This window comes from Nocardia sp. NPDC050630 (assembly GCF_044457245.1).
Lineage (GTDB): Bacteria > Actinomycetota > Actinomycetes > Mycobacteriales > Mycobacteriaceae > Nocardia.
Map to the genome: position 1 here is coordinate 1,360,100 of NZ_JBITGN010000001.1, position 14,908 is coordinate 1,375,007.

18 protein-coding genes are annotated in these 14,908 nt (G+C 64.9%); 12 read left to right on the forward strand and 6 right to left on the reverse strand.

Annotated features, from left to right (window positions below; all coding sequences use genetic code 11):
* Positions 1 to 756: 756 nt before the first annotated feature.
* Together ACIBG0_RS05620 and ACIBG0_RS05625 are read left to right on the forward strand one after the other, a co-directional pair.
* On the forward strand, positions 757 to 990 hold the full coding sequence (locus ACIBG0_RS05620; protein ID WP_397030226.1) for an acyl-CoA dehydrogenase family protein: 234 nt from the start codon (positions 757 to 759) through the stop codon (positions 988 to 990).
* A gap of 505 nt (positions 991 to 1,495) precedes the next feature.
* The gene (locus ACIBG0_RS05625) at positions 1,496 to 1,996 is read left to right on the forward strand and encodes a hypothetical protein (protein ID WP_397029525.1); all 501 of its coding nucleotides are present in this window, start codon (positions 1,496 to 1,498) and stop codon (positions 1,994 to 1,996) included.
* Positions 1,997 to 2,037: 41 nt separating this feature from the next.
* Here ACIBG0_RS05625 and ACIBG0_RS05630 read toward each other — a convergent pair whose 3' ends face one another.
* The 6 genes from ACIBG0_RS05630 to ACIBG0_RS05655 form a co-directional block, all read right to left on the reverse strand.
* Positions 2,038 to 2,946 (reverse strand): bile acid:sodium symporter family protein, encoded by a 909-nt coding sequence (locus tag ACIBG0_RS05630; protein ID WP_397029527.1) that lies wholly within the window; start codon positions 2,944 to 2,946, stop codon positions 2,038 to 2,040.
* Positions 2,947 to 3,040: 94 nt separating this feature from the next.
* Positions 3,041 to 4,321, reverse strand: coding sequence for a dihydrolipoamide acetyltransferase family protein (locus ACIBG0_RS05635; RefSeq protein ID WP_397029529.1), 1,281 nt, complete (start codon positions 4,319 to 4,321; stop codon positions 3,041 to 3,043).
* Between the two features lie 11 nt (positions 4,322 to 4,332).
* Positions 4,333 to 5,316, reverse strand: coding sequence for an alpha-ketoacid dehydrogenase subunit beta (locus tag ACIBG0_RS05640; RefSeq protein ID WP_397029530.1), 984 nt, complete (start codon positions 5,314 to 5,316; stop codon positions 4,333 to 4,335).
* Between the two features lie 42 nt (positions 5,317 to 5,358).
* Positions 5,359 to 6,426 (reverse strand): pyruvate dehydrogenase (acetyl-transferring) E1 component subunit alpha, encoded by a 1,068-nt coding sequence (gene pdhA / locus ACIBG0_RS05645; RefSeq protein ID WP_397029532.1) that lies wholly within the window; start codon positions 6,424 to 6,426, stop codon positions 5,359 to 5,361.
* 9 nt (positions 6,427 to 6,435) lie between these two features.
* Positions 6,436 to 7,890: a dihydrolipoyl dehydrogenase gene (gene lpdA / locus ACIBG0_RS05650; RefSeq protein WP_397029534.1), complete on the reverse strand. Its 1,455-nt coding sequence runs from the start codon at positions 7,888 to 7,890 to the stop codon at positions 6,436 to 6,438.
* Positions 7,891 to 8,044: 154 nt separating this feature from the next.
* The gene (locus ACIBG0_RS05655) at positions 8,045 to 9,244 is read right to left on the reverse strand and encodes a PucR family transcriptional regulator (protein ID WP_397029536.1); all 1,200 of its coding nucleotides are present in this window, start codon (positions 9,242 to 9,244) and stop codon (positions 8,045 to 8,047) included.
* A gap of 333 nt (positions 9,245 to 9,577) precedes the next feature.
* On the opposite strand from ACIBG0_RS05655, the gene ACIBG0_RS05660 reads away from it, so the two are divergent.
* From ACIBG0_RS05660 to ACIBG0_RS05705, 10 genes are read left to right on the forward strand one after another with little or no spacing between them, the layout of a single operon-like run.
* Positions 9,578 to 10,288 carry a hypothetical protein gene (locus tag ACIBG0_RS05660; protein ID WP_397029538.1) on the forward strand — a complete coding sequence of 237 codons (711 nt, stop codon included), beginning with the start codon at positions 9,578 to 9,580 and terminating at the stop codon, positions 10,286 to 10,288.
* A gap of 5 nt (positions 10,289 to 10,293) precedes the next feature.
* The gene (locus tag ACIBG0_RS05665; protein ID WP_397029540.1) at positions 10,294 to 11,433 is read left to right on the forward strand and encodes an SRPBCC family protein; all 1,140 of its coding nucleotides are present in this window, start codon (positions 10,294 to 10,296) and stop codon (positions 11,431 to 11,433) included.
* A complete protein-coding gene (gene gvpJ, locus ACIBG0_RS05670; RefSeq protein ID WP_397029541.1) occupies positions 11,430 to 11,840 on the forward strand; it encodes a gas vesicle protein GvpJ in 411 nt (136 codons plus the stop codon). Before ACIBG0_RS05665 ends, gvpJ begins: the two co-directional genes overlap by 4 nt.
* Positions 11,840 to 12,598, forward strand: coding sequence for a GvpL/GvpF family gas vesicle protein (locus ACIBG0_RS05675; protein WP_397029542.1), 759 nt, complete (start codon positions 11,840 to 11,842; stop codon positions 12,596 to 12,598). The genes gvpJ and ACIBG0_RS05675 overlap by 1 nt, the downstream gene beginning before the upstream one ends.
* 2 nt (positions 12,599 to 12,600) lie before the next feature.
* Positions 12,601 to 12,855, forward strand: coding sequence for a gas vesicle protein GvpG (locus tag ACIBG0_RS05680; RefSeq protein WP_397029544.1), 255 nt, complete (start codon positions 12,601 to 12,603; stop codon positions 12,853 to 12,855).
* Between the two features lie 14 nt (positions 12,856 to 12,869).
* Positions 12,870 to 13,196: a gas vesicle protein gene (locus ACIBG0_RS05685; protein WP_397029545.1), complete on the forward strand. Its 327-nt coding sequence runs from the start codon at positions 12,870 to 12,872 to the stop codon at positions 13,194 to 13,196.
* Positions 13,193 to 13,588 (forward strand): gas vesicle protein, encoded by a 396-nt coding sequence (locus ACIBG0_RS05690; RefSeq protein WP_364345837.1) that lies wholly within the window; start codon positions 13,193 to 13,195, stop codon positions 13,586 to 13,588. The genes ACIBG0_RS05685 and ACIBG0_RS05690 overlap by 4 nt, the downstream gene beginning before the upstream one ends.
* Positions 13,581 to 14,375, forward strand: coding sequence for a GvpL/GvpF family gas vesicle protein (locus ACIBG0_RS05695; RefSeq protein ID WP_397029547.1), 795 nt, complete (start codon positions 13,581 to 13,583; stop codon positions 14,373 to 14,375). The genes ACIBG0_RS05690 and ACIBG0_RS05695 overlap by 8 nt, the downstream gene beginning before the upstream one ends.
* Entirely contained in the window at positions 14,372 to 14,608 is a 237-nt protein-coding gene (locus tag ACIBG0_RS05700) for a gas vesicle protein (RefSeq protein ID WP_397029549.1), read from the forward strand. Before ACIBG0_RS05695 ends, ACIBG0_RS05700 begins: the two co-directional genes overlap by 4 nt.
* Positions 14,601 to 14,891, forward strand: a complete 291-nt coding sequence (locus tag ACIBG0_RS05705; protein WP_397029551.1) for a gas vesicle protein K — start codon at positions 14,601 to 14,603, stop codon at positions 14,889 to 14,891. Before ACIBG0_RS05700 ends, ACIBG0_RS05705 begins: the two co-directional genes overlap by 8 nt.
* Positions 14,892 to 14,908: the final 17 nt, after the last annotated feature.

Here is a 14,908-nt window from a genome sequence, read left to right on the forward strand (position 1 = left end):
GTGGTGCCCCGCGATGCGAGCTCGACGCGCAGATGGGCCGAGAGCTCGCCTGGTTCGCTCGATGATTTCCAGCCCCCGGCGAATTGGATCCTCCGGCGAGCACTTCACCAACAGCCTTTCCTCCTTGCGTCGATTTGTCCACCCTCATCGGAAATCGATGCATGTTCAATTATTGGTGAATGGTCCGCGACTCTCCGCCGAATTGCGTGACGTGCCCGGCGGCGTTCTGATGCCGGATCCGCCGCGTTATATTCTACGGCCATCGATCTGCCCCCAGCCTGCGAATTTGATGCTTGGGGCCTCTCATGCACCTCGTCTTGTTTCCTGAACCCGGAGTGCTGCAACACCTATCGCCATGATGCGGGGGAGATCTCCTTCGCACGGTGCGATTATTTGTCTGGTTCGTCTGCGAAGAACCTTGTAATCCGGAGTGGAAGATTTAATTCACGAATTGTATGCGGAGCGTGAGACTTTCGCTTCTTTGTGGGCGCGCAATGATATTGCGGTGCTCTCGGTGACGTTCGGGCAGATCGCCGACGTCTTCCTGGTACTCGCCGCGGTGCCCGGCGGGCTATGCGCCGCGCTCGTCGAGCGCGACCGTCCCGGTGTTTTCCGTGCAGCCGGTCGAGGGTCAGCTCGGCATGCGCGGCGCCAGGATCGCGCACATTCGGTTCGACCGCGTACGCATACCCGCCGCACATCTGATCGCACCGCCGGGATTCGGCCTGTCCCATGTCGTCGGCACCGTCCTGGACCATGGGCGGTTCACCGTCGCATGGGAGGTGCGTCGGGATCGCGCGAGCCTGTCTCGCCGAAGCCGCCGCGCATGCCGCCACCCGCGCTCAGGGCGGTGCCTCGCTCGCCGAGCACCAGTTGATTCATGCGGCACTCGGCCGTTACTGGGTGGATATCGAAGGCGCACAGGCTATCTGCGAACGCACGACCGAGGAACGGATCGGTGGGCACCCTGTTGAAAATGATCATCACTGATTTCGGGTCACGAATGTCGGTTCGCGGCGATTTCGGCGGCCGTGCGACGAGCGCCGCCGGCGTATGTCGTATTCCGCGTGTCGGTGTGCTGTCGAGGGCATACTGGGCGAGCCATAAGCTGCATCGAGGAGAGACAAGACCCGAAGGGGCCGTTGTGACCACAGCGATCGTCGTTCGTGTTGCCGAAATGGGCGAATTCGCAACACGAACCGGTTGTGCGCGCCGAGCGCCTGCGTCGTCGGTGCAGCGAGCTCGGTCGCTGATACAGCTATCCGCGTAACGGCGATCCGGTTCCGCTGCAACCGTTCAACGCCGGACCGCTGCGTTCGTAGTGTGAAAATCCCACGCGCGCAACTGTTTGCGGAGCTCAGAGAGCGGGGGTAAGGCGACATTCGCCGCCAGCGGGCCCTCTTCGCTCAGGTATGCGACTGACTCGACAACTCTGGTTGCCAACTGCTCCACAAGAATTCCAGCCCTTTCACGCTTTCTCACTTTGGAGGAACGGATGAATCCATGGACTGAGCGACTCTGCGTCAACAGGGTCGCCGTTGTGTCCGCCTCGGTCCTGATCGCGGTGGCGGCGGTCGCATCCTTCACATTCGGACACCATCTGGCACGGTTGGCAGGAACGCCGTCCATCCTCGCGTGGCTCTGGCCGATTGTCGTGGGCCTCACGGTCTTTCAGATCGCCTACTGCTACGTGATGGTCGGAACGTTGCCGTACCGTACCGGAGTCATCCGGCTGTACTTCGGGGTTCTGCTGGTGATCGGTGTCGCCGCCAGCATCGGCGGAAACGCGTTCAACCTCACAGATCCCGTGGAGCTCGCACTGGCCGCGAAAGCGATCGTGGGTGCAATTCCGCCGCTGTGCCTGCTGCTGTTGGTCCTCAACACATCGATCTTCTTCAGCGCAACCAAACCATGGTTGCATGGTGTGGCCGATTTCCCCCGACGTACCGCGGCTGAAACGCCGGTCGTCGACGCGGCTGGGAGGCTTCTCTCGTAGCTCGAACGCGACGGCGACACTGGCCGAACTGCTGCACCGCCTCAACGGCGAAGTCGCCGACTGAGACTGTCGCCCTCGGCGGTCCGCACACCCGCGTGTCGTCGGGTGATGAGCCAACCGACAGCGCCCGCGACCGGCAGCATAATTCCGCCGTAAACCCCTGCGGGCACACTTATTTCGGTGCTGTCGAGAACGCTGATGGCGATCGTGATGGCGATGGCGCTGTTGTGGATGCCGATCTCCATCGAGCACGCTATCGCCTGGCCGATATCGACGCCGCACCATCGGGGGACGAAGTAGCCCACAGTCAAACTGAGCAGGCAGAAGATAAGGGTGACCGCGCCGACATCGAGGAGATATCCCGGCAGGTCGGCGGCACCGCCGATCACGCTTGCGGCTATGACGAGTACCAGGATCAGCGCCGAGCCGATGCGCACCGGCCGGTCCATCCGGTCGGCGAAGTCGGCGGACAGCCGGCGCACCAGCATGCCGATGATGACCGGGATCAGGATCATCGCGAATACCTGGACCACCTTGCCGAACTGCAGGCCGAGTCCGCTCGCACCGGCTTCGGGGTGGAAGTAGTCGATCGCGAAGTTCGTTATCAGAGGTGCGGTGATGACCGCGATGATCGAATTGACAGCCGTGAGCGAGACGTTGAGTGCGACATCGCCCCCGAACAGGTGACTGAGCAGGTTGGCCGTAGTGCCGCCCGGCGATGCGGCGAGCAGCAGCATGCCGACAGCGAGGGTCGGCGGCAGATCGAAGAGCAGGACTAGACCGAACGCGATGACCGGCAGCACGAGCAACTGACACACCAGCGCGATAACGACCGTCCTGGGCTGGCGTGCGGTACGGGTGAAATCGTCGACACTCAGCGAAAGTCCGAGCCCGAACATGATCACGGCCAACGCCAATGGCAGAGCAAGTGATACGACCGGTGAGTTCACCGCGGTCCCTTCGTCGCGTTGGAGTGGACGCGGGAAACGGTATCCGGCTGGGGCGGTGCGGTGGTCTGCTCCTTCCGTTCAGCGAGAAGGCCCGTCAGGTGATGATGCGCAGCGGATGTTCCAGCAGTTCGGTGAATTGTTGGAGGAATCGTGCGGCGGTGGCGCCGTCGATTGCGCGGTGGTCGGCGGACAGGGTGACGCGCAGGATGCTACGGGTCACGACCTGGGAGTTGTCGAGGCGCAGTTCGTCTTTGGCCGCGCCGACGGCGAGGATGGCGGATTCTGGCGGGTTGATGACGGCCGTGAACTGTTCGATACCGAACATGCCGAGGTTGGAGATGGTGAAGGTGCCACCACTCATTTCGTCGGCGCGGAGTTTGCGGTCGCGGGCGCGTTCGGCTTTATCGCGGGTTTCGGTGGCGATTTCGGAGACGCTTTTGCGGTCGGCGTCTCGGATGACGGGGACCAGGAGTCCGGCCGGGGTCGCGACGGCGATACCGAGATGAATTCCGCGGTGCCGAAGAAGTTTGTCGTCAGCGATGGAAACGTTGACGGCCGGGTCGGTGCGCAGTGTGGTGGCCACCGCTTTGACGAGTAGGTCGTTGACGCTGACCTTGGTTTTGCCTACTTGCTCGAGGGTGCGGTTGATCTGCGCGCGGAAGGCCAGCAGGTCGGTGACATCGATCGCGCTGGTCAGGTAGATGTGCGGGGCTTGCTGTTTGCTTTCGGTGAGGCGTTTGGCCGAGACCTGCTGGATGGTGCTGAGCGGGGTCTCGTCGTAGTCGCCTGCGGGGGTCACGGTTGCTACCGGTGGTGCGGCGGGGGTGGATTCAATAATGCGATAAGCGGATTCGACATCGTTGCGGGTGATCCGTCCGCCGGGACCGGTGCCCGTCACGGCGGCCAGGTCCACGTCGAGGTCGCGGGCGATCTTGCGGGCCAGTGGTGAGGATTTCTTGCGCGTTCCAGTCTCTGCTGTCGTCGCGGCAACTGGCACAGTTCCGACCGCCTCAATCGGGTTATTCTGCGTGCCAGCGCTTTCCGACTGTGCGTGCGAAGTGGCGGCACGATCTTCGGCCGTATCACTCGACGTCGTACCGTTTCCGGCAGCCGAGTTCGATCCGCCCGTCGTGGAACCGGTTCCGTCGCCGATCAACGCGATAGTGTCGCCGATCGGGACCCGCGAGCCCGGCTCGAACAGAATCTGCTCGAGGACGCCATCCTCGTAGGCCTCGAGCTCCATCAGCGCTTTATCGGTTTCGATTTCGGCGAGGATATCGCCGCGGCTGATCTTGTCGCCGACCTGCTTGAGCCAGGCGACGACGACGCCTTCCTCCATGGTGTCGGACAGGCGGGGCATGATGATGTCGGGCATGTGATGTCCTCTCAGCGGCGTCGGCCGACGGCCGCGAGTGTTTGCGCGGCGGCTGTATACAGGGATTCGGCGGACGGCAGCGCGATCTGTTCGAGGGGTTTGGCGTAGGGCAGCGGCACTTCCGCGGCGGCGACCCGCCGAACGGGTGCGTCGAGGTAATCGAAGGCGCCATCGGAGATGGAGGCGGCGATTTCCGCGCCGATGCCATAGGTGAGCCAGTCGTCTTCGGCCACCACGGCACAGCCGGTCTTGCGAACCGATTCGACAATGGTGTCGCGATCCAAGGGACGCAGGCTGCGCAGGTCGATGACCTCGGCCGAGATCCCCTCGGCCGCAAGGCGTTCAGCGACCTGGGTGGCGATCGTGGCCATTCGCGAGTAGCCGACGAGGGTGATGTCGGTACCCACACGTGTGATCGCTGCCTTGCCGATCGGTGCGGGCGCAAGATCCTGCGGCACTTCGCCTTTGGTGTTGTAGAGCGCGAGGTTTTCCAGGAACAGCACCGGGTCGTCGTCCTCGATCGCCGCACGCAGGAGGGCACGAGCGTCGGCCGGAGTACTCGGCGCGACGACCTTCAGTCCGGGTACGAACGCGTAATACAGCTCGATGTTCTGCGAGTGGGTGGCGCCGAGTTGTTGGCCGCCGCCACCGGGAGTGCGGATCACCATCGGGACGCTGGTCTGGCCGCCGAACATGCCGTAGATCTTGGCGGCATGGTTGACGATCTGGTCCAGCGCGAGCAGCGAGAAGTTGATCGTCATGAGTTCCACGACCGGGCGCAGGCCGAGCATGGCCGCGCCGATGGCCGCGCCGACGAATCCCTCTTCGGCGATCGGGGTATCGCGGACACGCTTTTCGCCGAATTCGGCCAGTAGTCCGGCGGTGATCTTGTAGGAGCCTTCGAAGACGCCGATCTCTTCCCCGATGAGCAGGACGTCGTCATCGCGACGCATTTCCTCGCGCAGGGTTTCGCGCAGCGCTTCGCGATAGGTCATGACAGGCACGGTGGAGTCCTCAGCGGTTGCGGGGAAGTGTTTTCAGAACAGCGGATCGGCGGGTAACCGTCGGGATGCACCGGCCACCGGGGTGGCGTAGGTGTAGTCGAACAGGCTCGTCGGCTCGGGGTGCGGACTGGCGTCGGCGAATGCCACAGCCGCGTCGACCCCTTCGCGTACCTCGGCTTCGATGGCGGCAACGGTATCCTCGTCGAGGAAACCGGCGGCGAGCAGCTCGCGCTGTAGCCGGGCGACCGGATCGGATTCGAGCGCGATCGAAGCTGCTTCGGCGCTACGGTATTTCGCGGGATCGACCACCGAATGGCCCTTGAGTCGATGGCTGACGGCTTCCAGCAGGGCTGGTTTGCCCTCCCGGCGAGCGGCGTCCACCAACTCGGTAGCGATATCACGCACCGCGAGTACATCGGTGCCGTCGACTCGTTCGCCCCGCATCCGATAGGCACTGGCCCGCTTGTAGAGGTCGGGTTCGGCGGAGGATTGTTCGACGGTGGTGCCCATACCGGTCTGATTGTTGATCACCACGAACACCACGGGCAGATGCCACAGTGCCGCGATATTCAGCGACTCGTGGAATGCCCCGATATTCGTTGTGCCGTCACCCATTTGGCAGACCACCACATCATCGCCGCCGCGGTAGTCGATGGCCAGTGCGGCGCCGACGGCCAGCGGCAACTGGCCGCCCACGATGCCGTAACCGCCGAGCAGTCGGGTCGCGGTGTCGAACATATGCATCGAGCCGCCCCAGCCCTTGGATGTGCCGGTGGATCGCCCGTAGAGTTCGGCCATCACCCGGCCGGGTTCGATGCCTTTGGCGATCGCGTAGCCGTGTTCGCGGTAGTTGGTGAACAGGTAGTCGGTCGGGCGCATCGCCGCGGCGAGTCCGACGACGGTGGCTTCCTCACCGAGGTTGAGATGGCAGTAGCCGCCGATTTTGGCCTGGGTATAGCCCTGCGCCGTGCGCTCTTCGAAGCGGCGCACGAACAGCATGTCGCGGAAGTAGCCGCGCAGGGTGTCGGGATCTGTACCGGCGAATGCCTTGCGGGCCGCGGTCTTCGACGTGGATTTCCGGGGTGCGGTGGTCGTGGTCACGGTGGCTCCTCAGCGTTTGCGTGGCGCGATGTGTACGGGCAGTCCGAGTCCGGCCAGTGCCGCCTCCATGCCGATCTCGCCGAGGGTTGGGTGGGCGTGAATGGTGTCGGCCAGCTCATCGAGCGTTGCCTCGAGCGAAATCGCCAGTGCGCCTTCGGTGATCAGATCACTGGCGGAGGGGCCGATGATGTGCACACCGAGAACCTCCTGATGCTGTTGCCCGGCAATGATTTTGACGAAACCCTCGGTCTCGCCGAAGGTTTTGGCTCTACCCAGGGCCGCGAACGGGAAGCGCGCGGTGATCACCTGGTGCCCGGCGGCGCGGGCGGCGGCCTCGGTGAGTCCGACGCTGGCGATCTCCGGATGGGTGAAGGTGGCCGCGGGAATCACCGTGTAAGCGATATGCGCCTGACGTCCGGCGATCACGTCGGCGGCGGTGAGGCCTTGATGCGAGGCGACGTGCGCCAGCAGTGCCCGACCGGTGACGTCGCCGATGGCGTACACATGCGCGGTACCGGTACGCAACTGCTCGTCGATGGTGATGAATCCGCGGTCGTCGGTAGCGATCGCGGCACTGTCCAAGCCCAGGTCGGCGGTGTTGGGCCGCCGACCGACACCGACCAGTACCACGTCGGCATCGAGCTCGCGCGCCTGCGGACCGTCGACCCGCACTCGCAGTGTCTGATTCGACTGTTGGGCAATGGATTGCACCGTCGAACCAATGAGCACCGTAATGCCGCGCTTGGCGAAGGAGCGGCCGAGCGCCGTTCCGATATCGGTGTCCTCAGCGGGAACGAGCCGGTCCTGCATTTCGACGATGGTGACCTCGGCGCCGAAGGTGGCGAACAGGCTGGCCCATTCGGCGCCGACCGCGCTGCCACCGATGATCACGAGCCGCTTCGGCACCTCGGTCAACCCGAATGCGCCATCGGATGTGATCACGCCAGGCAGATCAGCGCCCGGAATCGGCAGCCGAGCGGGCACCGAGCCGGTCGCGATGATCACATCACGGGCACTTACCTGCCGGATCGGCGCGGTCGGGGCGGCGGCGTAGCGCGGGCCCTCCGGGCCGATGGGGGAGGGACCCACCTGGTGCACCTCGACGGTGGTGGGATCGATGAAGCGCGCATGGCCTTCGATGACCGTCACCCCATTGGCCGCGAGCAGACCCGCGACACCGTCGGTGAGTTCCTTGACGATGCCATCCTTGCGTTGGCGCACGGCGGCGAAATCGAAGCGCACATTGTCGGCGTAGACACCGAAATCCGCTGCGGCGCTGACGGTCTGGAAAACCTCCGCCGACCGCAACATGGCCTTGGTCGGAATGCAGCCCCAATTCAGGCAGACCCCGCCGGGCCGTTCCTTCTCCACCAAGGCGACGGTCAAGCCGTGCTGGGCTGCGCGGATGGCGGCCACATAGCCGCCGGGGCCGCCGCCGACCACCAGAAGATCGAAGTCCGGCACTCGTGGTGCTCCTCGTCTCGAACGATTTCGACTCGACACGGGTATGGCGCGAGTCATCATCGACGAGTCTCGTCACCACCCAGCGCACAAACAATCACTCCGAAGCCCAGGAAATCGGTCTCGAAAATGGGCGCTGCGCCCAATTCCGCGGATGCTATCGGTACCCTGACTCGCTGAGTGGCAGTGCCGCGAGCGCGAGTGAGAGCTCCAGGTAGGAGCGTTGCCCCTCGAGCGGACGATCGAGCAGGGTCGAGATGCGTTGCAGCCGGTTGATCACCGTATTGCGATGGCAATGCAGACGCGGCGCGGCATTTGCCGCCGAGCAGTTGTGCGCCAACCACACCGCAAGGGTCTGCAGCAGCGTGTCGCGCTCTTTGACCGGAAGCGCCAGCACCGGGCCGAGGGTCCGGGTGACCAGCAGTTCGGTGAGGTCGGGCGAGCGGACCAGCAGCGCCTCCGGATAGCGTTCGTCCAGGGCGACCAATCCCGTTGCCTCCCAGGGCATTGTCCGCATCGCGATGAGAGCGAGCGCATGCGCGGTATCGACATCGGCGAGTCCCGCGACAGCGGGCGAAACACCGGCCAGTCCGCGTATCTGCGGGCGAAGCTGAGCCAGCACGGTCGCGGTGTCGTGACGGGCCAGTGAAACGAGCCCGATCGTGGCATCCACTCGGTCATGCCAAACCGACCTGATCCCCAACGCACCCAACGCGGCTTCGGTGCCCGCGCGCAGCGGCCGTCCCTCGCCGCCGCGGACCGCCACCACCAGATACGCGCCTTGGACGGGCAGGTTCAGCTCGCGCGCCACCCGCGCGGCGAAGGACGCATCATGGGCGCGCCCGGCGAGTAGCTCCTCGATCAGCGCATGCCTGCGGCGCTCGTCGCGGCGCAGCTGTTCGAGTTCGGCATTGCGATACGAGGTGACCAACGACGAGGATAACCCGTCGATCACCGTCCACATCGCGGTACCGGCCTCACGGACTTCCCGCGCGTCGATCGCATCGGCCTTGTCCAGCAACGCCTCCCATACGATCCCACCGCCCAGGCGGAAGGTGCGTAACATCGCCTCCAACGGCACCGCTTGTGCCGCGCGATGTCTACCGATCGCCGCGGCCACATCATCGTGTTCGGGATCGGTCGCCGCGCCGCCGAGCAGATCCAGAATTCGGGTCAGATATTGCCGACAGCCTTCCTGTAACTCCTTGCGCGGCACCGAGGTGTAATCCGTCCACTCCGGGTTATCGGTGAAGATCGCTGAAAGCAACCGCCGGGTCAGCACGGGAATCTCCGCCCGGCAGGCCGCGGCCAACTTTCGCGTACCCGCCGTGGCGACCGGATGCTGGGGTGTAGCCATACCGGTCGACGCTACTCAGCGCCGTTGCGGGTGGTCTCGTCGGCGAGGCGCTGTCAGTACGCGGCGAATTGGCGGCGGTCGCGTTCGGGCCAGGATGCGGTGAGTCGATCGAAGCATCGGCGTTGCCTGTCGCGGGATGCGGTGAGCAGGTCTCGACCGTGGTCGCTGAGTTCCGGCTTTCGAGGTCCGCACCCATAGACCTATCCAGTAACCAGGAATACGCTGAAGTTGCCAAATGTTCTGCGTCCCGATTTATCCCACTCCGGGCGTCGTATCTCGGACGTCCCGGCTTCGCGTATGCGTTCGGATGTCGAGGCGAGCAAGGAGTGAGCTGTGAAAGGTGGAGCAAGAATTGCGATAGGGGTGGGCATCGGGTACGTACTGGGGCGCACGCGCAAGATGCGGTTTGCGTTGGCGTTGGCGGGTGCGGCGATGTCGAGGCGGTCGGCGGGAGTGTCGGGGGAACTGCTCGAGCAGGGGACATCATTGCTCAAATCGTCGCCGGAGCTGGCCCAGATCACCGATACCGTCAAGGGTGAGTTGCTGGGGGCTGTGCGCTCCGCCGCGGTCACCGCTGCCAGCAACCGCATCGACGCGCTCAACGCGCGGTTGCAGCAGCGCGCGGTACCCGATTCGCAGGTCGGAGGCGAATCGCAGGAGCGGGATTCGGACGAGGACGAACGGCCCGAGGACGAATTGGCTGAGGAAGAACCCGCCGAGGAAGAAGCGGCCGAGGACGCCGAGGACGCCGCGGATGAGTACGACGAGGACGATTCCGACCGGACCCGAGACGAGGACGCCGAGGACGCCGCGGATGAGTACGACGAGGACGATTCCGACCGGACCCGAGACGAGGAAGCCGAGCCGACCAGCACGCGGCCGCAGGCACGCCGGACGCGTACGACCATGCGTCGGACGGGCTCCCGGACCTCGGACCGTTCGACCGGGTCCGCCGAGCGTAAGACACCCTCGGCCCGTCGGCGCCGTACTCGCGTCGATACCGACGAAGCCGACGAAGCGCCCGTGCGACGCACGAGGAGATGAGGCCGATGGCGGCCAAAACATTGCGTGATGCGACGACCGGAGTCGGCAAGAAGGCCGCCGACACGGCGGGCCGGGCCACCAAAGCCGCGACCCGGGCGGGATCGACCATCCAGAGGAAAACCCAAAAAGCCGTCCCGACCAGCCCGCTGCAGCAATCGGTGCAGAATTTGACCACAACCTTGGCCGAACGCGCGGCCTCCGGGCTCTCGGACACGGTATCGAAGACCGCCGACCGGCTGAATCAATACGCGGAAGACGGTGGGGGAAATCTACTTTCGGCGATAACCGGAGTGGAAAAACTCAGCCAAGGCGCCTCGCCGCTGCGAGCGACGATGAGTGCGGGCATGGAGAAGGTGAAGCACTCCGTTCGCGACAACGTCGAATCGGTCAAGGAGTCCATGACCGGCGGCAAGGGCAAGGGTGGCGACAAGAAGCGCAAACCGACCAATATCGTCGAGCAACTCGATCTCGGCGTCCCGATCGACCTCGCCTACGACCAATGGACCCAGTTCGCGGACTTTCCGAAGTTCACCAAGAAGGTCGAGCAGGTCGAGCAAGTCGCCGACGAGAAACTCACCTGGACCGGCAAGGTGTTCTGGTCCAGGCGCACTTGGAAATCCACGATCCTCGAGCAGGTGCCGTTCGAGCGAATCGTCTGGCGTTCCTCCGGCGCCAAGGGCTACATCGACGGCGCGGTGAGCTTCCACGAGATCACGCCGGATCTCACCCGCATCATCGTGGTGCTCGAGTACCAACCCCACGGAGTCTTCGAGAAGACAGCCAACCTGTGGCGCGCGGCCGGTCGCCGATGCCGCCTGGAGCTGAAGCAATTCGAGCGGCACGTCATGACCGAGGCTGTGCTACACCCCGACGACATCGTGGGCTGGCACGGCGAGATCCACGACAGCAAGGTCGTCAAGGACGACGAGACCGCGCGGCGCGAGGAACAGGACAACGCCGAGTCCGAAACCGCGGACAACGAAGATCACGACGAAGAGGAACCGAAAGGCGAATCCGACGAGTACGACGAGGATGAGCAAGGCGAGGACGAGCAGACCGCGCCCGCGCGGCCCCGCCGTCGATCGGGCTCGCAGCGCCGCACCACGGCGGCCCGCCGGTCGAGCGAGAGGAGAGCACGAACATGACGATCGAACCCGCAGGCGGTGGCGGTGGCGGCGCCGGCACGATGGCGCGCCCGAATTCCTCCAGCCTTGCCGACGTTGTGGACACGATTCTGGACAAAGGACTGGTCATCGACGCGTTCGCGCGCGTGTCATTGGTCGGCATCGAATTGGTGACCGTCGATGCCCGAGTCGTCGTGGCCAGCGTGGACACGTATCTGCGCTTTGCCGAGGCGGTGAACCGGCTCGAAATTTCCACCAGTGAACCCAAGGGCTTGACCGATATCGTCGGCGACGTCACCGAGGGCGCGAGCAAGCACAAGACGAAGGGTGCGCTCGAGGCGGCGGGCGAGAAAGTGAAGGGCTTCCTCGACGACGTCGAGGACAGGCGTCAGACAGCACCCCGGTCTTCCAGGCGCAGGGAGGAATAATGACTACCGACCACGCCGTATACGTCTACGGAATCGTGCCCGCCGATGTGGAGCCGCAGCCGCATGCCAGTGGTATCGGCGATCCCCCGAGCGATGTCGCCGTGGTGCGGCACGGCGAGATCGCCGCGCTGGTCAGTGACATCGCCACCGATCGCCCGCTCGGCCAGCCCGATGACCTCGCCGCACACGCCAAGCTGCTGGACGAGTCGGCGGCTGTGGTCCCGGTGCTGCCGCTGCGCTTCGGAGCGGTGTTGACCGATGCGGAGGCGGTGGAGAACGAGCTGCTCGGGGAACACGAGGACGAGTTCCGCGCCGCGCTGGCGGAGCTGGAGGGTCGTGCGCAGTTCGTGATCAAGGGCCGCTACGTCGAGAATGCCGTCCTGCGTGAACTCGTCGACGAGAACGCCGAAGTCGCTCGGCTACGCGAGGAGATCCGCGACAAACCCGAAGACGCCACTCGCGATGCCCGGATCGCGCTGGGCGAAATGATCAATCAGGCGATCGAAGCCAAACGCGCCGAGGACACCCGCCGGGTGATTTCCGAACTCGAGGAATTCGACCCGCTCGTCAACCAGCGCCAGCCCACCCATGAGGAGGATGCGGTCCATATCGCGGTGCTACTCGACAGGGGTCGGCAAGGCGATCTCGAGGATGTGTTGCGCCGCCTCGCCGCGGACTGGGACAACCGTGTCGACCTGAGCCTGCTCGGACCGATGGCCGCCTACGACTTCGTGACCAAGCCGGCACCCGAGAGCTGACTATGGGTCTGGTCTCAGCGATCTTGTCGTTGCCCCTCGCTCCGGTGCGCGGTGTGATCTGGCTGGGCGAACTGATCCAGGACCAGGTAGAGCAGCAGCTACAAGATCCTGCGGCAGTGCGGCGCGAACTCGAGGAGATCGATGAGGCCGCGGATGCCGGTCGCCTGTCCGACGAGGAGCGCAAACAAGAGCAGCAGGCCGTTCTCGATCGACTCCGGCCTGCTGGCGGCACCGTTGCGCCCAACCGGAAGGGGTGACTCGCGTGGCACGCATGACCAGTCCCGAAAACCCCGAGGATGTCGACTCGGCGTCGGACGAACCGCCTCCCATCACCGCGGCACAGGCCTCGGCGGCGGCAATCGAGATCCTCGGTGAGCTGACCTCGAAGGATGTAGAGGGTGTCACTTCCATGGAGCCGATCGAGGACGGATGGTTGGTCGAGATGGAGGTGCTCGAGAATCGCCGTATCCCTTCATCGTCGGACATGCTCGCGCTCTACGAGCTCGAGCTCGATTTGGACGGAAATCTGCTCGCCTATCGCAGAACCAGACGCTACAACCGCGGGAGTACCGATATCGGCGGAAGAAATCGACGATGACGGTGGTCCCCGGAGGCGAATCGTCCGCACCGCAGCCGTTCGGAGGCGGCCATCAGTCGACGAATCTCGCCGACATCCTCGAAAGGGTGCTCGACAAGGGCTTGGTGATCGCAGGCGACATCCAAGTGAATCTGCTCGACATCGAACTGCTCACGATCAAGCTGCGACTGGTAATCGCATCCTTGGAGACGGCCAAGGCGGTGGGCATCGACTGGTGGGAGACCGACCCCTGGCTCAACAGCAAGGCCCGCACGCTCGAGCGGCAGGATCACGACCTCGAACTGGAGAACAGGGAGCTGCGTGACCGGATCGCCGAACTGGAAGCCGCACGCGAGGTCCCGCAATCTATCGAACGCCGCCGCGAACCCAAGGAATCGAGGCGGCGTGACTGACGAGGTCGGCGTCTGGCTGTACGCGGTGACGCGCGCTACGGACGCCGCGGCGGGAACCGGCCCGATCACCGGCGTAGCGGGCGAGCGGGTACGCACAGTGGTCTCGGATCCGCTGGCGGCGTTCGTCGAATCGGTGCCGCTCGCGGTCTTCGGGGAGCAGCCACTACGCCGGAACCTGGAGGATCTGGACTGGCTGGCAGCGACGGCTCGGGCCCACGACGCCGTGGTGTCGGCCCTGGTGCGCCGTGGCCCGACCGTCCCGCTGCGCCTGGCCACTGTCTTTCTCGACGACGAGCGGGTGCGCGAGCTGCTCGATGCGCGGCGTGCGGACTTCATCGCGGCGCTGACCCTGGTAACCGGGCGCACCGAGTGGGGCGTGAAAGCCTATACCGACCGTGCCGCTCTCACCGCCGCCGTGGCCGATGCCAGGGCCGCGCGCGCGGGGGCCGAAAAGGGCAGGGGCACGGCCTATCTGGCCCGTCGCCGCGCGGAGCTGTCCGCCCAGGCAACCGTGGAACGCGACGCGGCGCAACAGGCCGAGGAGATTCACGCGCGCTTGGTTCGACACTCCGCGGCGGGGCGTCGCCAAGCGGCGACGGATCCGGCGCTGAGCGGACGCCGCGACTGGATGGTGCTCAATGGCACCTATCTGGTCGATGACGACGACGCCGGTGACTTCGCCGCTACGGTGGACGAACTCGGCAAGGAACTGCCCGGCATCCGGCTCGAAATCACCGGCCCGTGGCCGCCGTATTCGTTCGCCGGCGTGGACCAGGAGCGGATATGAGACCGGCCGACCAGAGCGTCGACGGCGAGCGCCGGGTGGCACTCGTCGACCTTTTGGACCGAGTGCTGGCCGGCGGGGTAATCATCTCCGGCGACATCAGGCTGGCCATCGCGGACGTCGACCTGGTCGCGATCTCGCTGCGAGCCCTCATCTCATCCATCAGTACGCTGTCCGCGTCCTCGGTCGAATCCGCGGCGGCACACCCCGAACTGGAACCGCCCCGAGATGGATGAGATCGGTGGCATTCCACCGCGTATCGATACCAACCCCGAATCCGTCGAGCGCGGTCTGGTCACGCTCGTGCTCACCCTGGTGGAGCTGCTGCGGCAGCTGATGGAACGGCAGGCCCTGCGGCGCGTCGACGAAGGCGACCTGACCGAGACCCAGATCGAACGCATCGGCACCACCCTGATGCTGCTCGAACAACGCATGGACGAACTGCGCGACCATTTCGGCCTCACCCCAGAAGATCTCAACATCGACCTGGGCCCCTTGGGAAAGCTCCTTCCCGACTGAGACGAGGATGCAATAAT